This window comes from Rhodopseudomonas sp. (assembly GCF_048594845.1).
Taxonomy (GTDB): Bacteria; Pseudomonadota; Alphaproteobacteria; order Rhizobiales; family Xanthobacteraceae; genus Rhodopseudomonas.
Genome location: NZ_JBMDXE010000337.1, coordinates 1 through 4,115 on the forward strand (window position 1 = coordinate 1; position 4,115 = coordinate 4,115).

The following is a 4,115-nucleotide window of genomic DNA, read 5'->3' on the forward strand; positions in this document are numbered from 1 at the left end:
TGTTCGCGACGCTTGCCGAGAACGTCGCCACCGCGCCGCCGGTGCGGCCGAAGCCGCTCACCCAGGACGGTCTGCTCGGCCTGTTCTCGAGCGACGTCACCGGCCGCGATGTCGTGCTGCAGCCGGCCACGATGGAAGACATGTGCGGCGCCGCGGTGCTGAACAAGCCGTCGCTCGAAGTGATCTACGACGCGGTGTGATGCGCAGCGGGTCCGGAGTTTCGTCATGAACGTCATGTCTCGCTATGCAGGTCCCATCGGCGAATCGATCGTCACCGATCCGGTCGATGGCGAGGCCATGCCTGATGGCGTAGCTGCTGATGGCGCAGCTGCCGACGGCGCGTCGGCCGAGATCAACGTTGCGGCGACCAAGACCGACGGCCTCGGATGTCACGCCGGCGCGGCCGAGATGAAGGCCGCCGCGCAGGCGGCCGGCAAGAGCGAGCTGCTCGAGCGCTACGCCGAGGACTATCCGAAGGGCCCGCACGATCAGCCGCAGAGCATGTGCCCTGCGTTCGGTTCGCTGCGCGTCGGCCTGCGGATGCGGCGGACCGCGACGATTCTGTCCGGCTCGGCCTGCTGTGTGTATGGCCTGACCTTCGTGTCGCATTTCTACGGCGCGCGCCGTACCGTCGGCTACGTGCCGTTCAGTTCGGAGACGCTGGTCACCGGCAAGCTGTTCGAGGACATCCGCGACGCGGTGTACAAGCTCGCCGATCCCGAGCACTACGATACCATCATCATCACCAATCTCTGCGTGCCGACCGCTTCGGGCGTGCCGCTCGATCTGCTGCCGAACGAGATCAACGGCGTTCGCATCGTCGGCATCGACGTGCCGGGCTTCGGCGTGCCGACTCATGCCGAAGCCAAGGACGTGCTCGCCGGCGCGATGCTCGAATACGCCCGCAAGGAAGCCGAGCTGGGCCCGGTACAGGCGCCGCGCGGCGGCCGCAGCGAACGGCCGACCGTGACGCTGCTGGGCGAAATGTTTCCGGCCGATCCGGTCGGCATCAACATGATGCTGGAGCCGCTCGGCCTCGCCGCCGGTCCGGTGGTGCCGACCCGCGAATGGCGCGAGCTGTATGCGGCGCTCGACTGCGAAGTCGTCGCCGCGATCCATCCGTTCTACAAGGCTTCGATTCGTCAGTTCGATCTCGCCGGCCGCAAGACCGTCGGTTCGGCGCCGGTCGGCCACGACGGCACCGAGACCTGGCTGGAAGCGATCGGCACCGCCTGCAACGTGTCGCGCGACAAGATCGATGCAGCCCAGAACCGTTTCCTGCCGGCCCTCACGGCCGCGCTCGCCGCCACGCCGAGCGACGCGCGGATCACCGTGTCGGGCTATGAGGGCTCCGAACTGCTGGTGGCGCGGCTGCTGATCGAGAGTGGCGCGCGCGTGCCCTATGTCGGCACCGCGGTGCCGCGCACGCCGTGGTCCGATCTCGATCGCGAATGGCTCGAGGCCAAGGGCGTGCGGGTGCAGTACCGCGCCTCGCTCGAGCAGGACTTCGCGGCGGTCGATGAATTCCGTCCGGATCTGGCGATCGGCACCACCCCGGTGGTGCAGAAGGCCAAGACCATGGCGATCCCGTCCTTGTACTTCACCAATCTGATTTCGGCGCGGCCGCTGTTCGGCGTCGCCGGCGCCGGTTCGCTGGCGCAGGTGATCAACGCGGCGCTCGCCAATCAGGCGCGCTTCGACGAGATGAAGGAATTCTTCGGCGACGTCGGGCAGGGCCCGGGCGCCGGCATCTGGAACGACACGCCGAAGGACTATCCGGCGTTCCGCGACAAGTATCGCAAGCAGATCGAAGCCGCGGCCAAGAAGCGCAAGGCGGAGGAGATGATCTGATGCTTGTCCTCGATCATGATCGCGCCGGCGGCTATTGGGGCGCCGTCTATGCCTTCCCCGCGGTGAAGGGCCTGCAGGTGATCATCGACGGTCCGGTCGGTTGCGAGAACCTGCCGGTGACGTCGGTGCTGCACTATACCGACGCGCTGCCGCCGCACGAACTACCGATCGTCGTCACCGGCCTTGGTGAAGAAGAACTCGGCAAGCTCGGCACCGAAGGCGCGATGAAGCGCGCGCACCGCGCGCTCGATCCGTATTTGCCCGCTGTGGTGGTCACCGGTTCGATCGCCGAAATGATCGGTGGCGGCGTCACGCCGGAAGGCACCGGCATCAAGCGCGTCCTGCCGCGGACCATCGACGAGGATCAGTGGCAGAGCGCCGACCGCGCCATCTCGTGGCTGTGGAAGGAATACGGCCCGAAGAAGGTGCCGGAGCGGATCCGCAAAGAGGGCGAGAAGCCGCGCGTTAACATTATCGGTCCCATCTACGGCACCTTCAACATGCCGTCGGACCTCGCCGAGATCCGCCGCCTGATCGAAGGCATCGGCGCCGACGTCAACATGGTGTTTCCGCTCGGCACGCATCTCGCCGATATTCCCAAGCTGGTGAATGCCGACGTCAATGTCTGCATGTATCGCGAGTTCGGCCGGCTGCTGTGCGAGTCGCTGGAGCGGCCGTATCTGCAGGCGCCGATCGGTCTGCATTCGACCACGCGCTTCCTGCGCAAGCTCGGCGAACTCACTGGACTCGATCCGGAGCCGTTCATCGAGCGCGAGAAGAACACCACCATCAAGCCGCTGTGGGATCTGTGGCGCTCGGTGACGCAGGACTTCTTCGGCACCGCCAGCTTCGCGGTGGTCGCGACCGATACTTATGCCCGCGGCCTTCGGCATTTCCTCGAGGAGGAAATGGGCCTGCCGTGCAGCTTCGCGTTCTCGCGCAAGGCCGGCGTCAAGCCCGACAACGATGCGGTCCGCGCTGCGATTCGGCAGACGCCGCCGCTGATCATGTTCGGCAGCTACAACGAAAGAATGTATCTGGCCGAGGCCGGCGCACGCGCGGTGTACATCCCGGCGTCGTTCCCGGGTGCCGTGATTCGCCGGCATACCGGCACGCCGTTCATGGGCTACTCCGGCGCCACTTATCTGGTGCAGGAAGTCTGCAACGCGCTGTTCGATGCGCTGTTCAACATCCTGCCGCTCGGCAGCGATCTCGATCGGGTCGATCCGACGCCGGCGCGCCGTCACGAGGAGCTGCTGTGGAGCGACGAGGCGAAAGCCCTGCTCGACCAGGTTCTCGAATCTCATCCGGTGCTGGTGCGTATTTCCGCGGCGAAGCGTCTGCGCGATGCCGCCGAGAACAGCGCGCGCCGCGCCGGGCAGGAAAAAGTCACTACCGAATTCGTCAGTAAAGCGCGTGCTGCGCTGCTCGACGGCCAATCGGTGTAACGATGATTTGAGCTAGAACAATGCGGTTCACAATGTCGCGACCAAATATGCGCAATCCCAGAGTGAGGAGATAACCGATGTCCGACTACGTCCACACCGGCCGTCGCTCCAGAGTGCTTCAGGATAACGCCGCCATCGAATGCAAGCTGATGTTCGGCGCCTGCTACGTGTTGTTCTTGCTGCGCGCGATCGTCACGCGGGCGATGCCCTGGCGCAAGCAAAGCGGACAATCTCAATCCGTGTTCAGCGAGGCCCACAACGCCGCGAGCGTTCTGGTGACCTCCTCGTTCATGGGGATGTAATTCGAATTTCGTCCGGCTTCGCCGGACGGAACACTGCCGTCTCGGAAACGAAACGGTAACTCGCTGTCGTTTCGGAAACGATACGGCATTCGTTTGCCGCCCTCACTTCGGGCGGCGAGTCGGCCGAAAGGCCATCACTAGGAGGTGTACCAAATGAGTGACGGTTCCATCTCGGGACTTTCCGAAGCGGAAGCCAAGGAATTCCACTCGATCTTCGTGACGAGCTTCTTCCTCTTCATCGTCGTCGCTGTGGTTGCTCACATCCTCGCCTGGATGTGGCGTCCGTGGCTGCCGAAGGCCACCGGTTACGCGATGGACACTGTCCATCAGCTGACTTCGTATCTGTGCTAAGGGGAGACGATTACCATGTGGCGTATTTGGCTTCTGTTTGATCCGCGTCGCGCGCTGGTCCTGCTGTTCGTGTTCCTGTTCGGCCTGGCCATCATCATCCACTTCATCCTGCTGAGCACCAGCCGCTTCAACTGGCTGGACGGCCCGAAGAAGACGGCTGAGA

At 64.4% G+C, this 4,115-nt stretch carries 5 protein-coding genes and 1 pseudogene; all 6 read left to right on the forward strand.

Features of this window, described 5'->3' with window-relative positions:
* Positions 1-200: pseudogene (locus tag ACOJTD_RS22670) on the forward strand (chlorophyllide reductase iron protein subunit X); the annotation flags it as partial.
* Between the two features lie 25 nt (positions 201-225).
* Positions 226-1,851 (forward strand): chlorophyllide a reductase subunit Y, encoded by a 1,626-nt coding sequence (bchY, locus tag ACOJTD_RS22675; RefSeq protein WP_420135104.1) that lies wholly within the window; start codon positions 226-228, stop codon positions 1,849-1,851.
* A complete protein-coding gene (gene bchZ, locus ACOJTD_RS22680) occupies positions 1,851-3,299 on the forward strand; it encodes a chlorophyllide a reductase subunit Z (protein ID WP_420135105.1) in 1,449 nt (482 codons plus the stop codon). The genes bchY and bchZ overlap by 1 nt, the downstream gene beginning before the upstream one ends.
* 77 nt (positions 3,300-3,376) lie before the next feature.
* Entirely contained in the window at positions 3,377-3,601 is a 225-nt protein-coding gene (locus ACOJTD_RS22685; protein ID WP_420135106.1) for a hypothetical protein, read from the forward strand.
* A gap of 153 nt (positions 3,602-3,754) precedes the next feature.
* Positions 3,755-3,952, forward strand: coding sequence for a light-harvesting antenna LH1, beta subunit (pufB, locus tag ACOJTD_RS22690; protein ID WP_238734539.1), 198 nt, complete (start codon positions 3,755-3,757; stop codon positions 3,950-3,952).
* Between the two features lie 15 nt (positions 3,953-3,967).
* Positions 3,968-4,115 (forward strand): light-harvesting antenna LH1, alpha subunit (gene pufA / locus ACOJTD_RS22695; protein ID WP_420135107.1); only part of this gene is annotated, 148 nt, incomplete at its 3' end.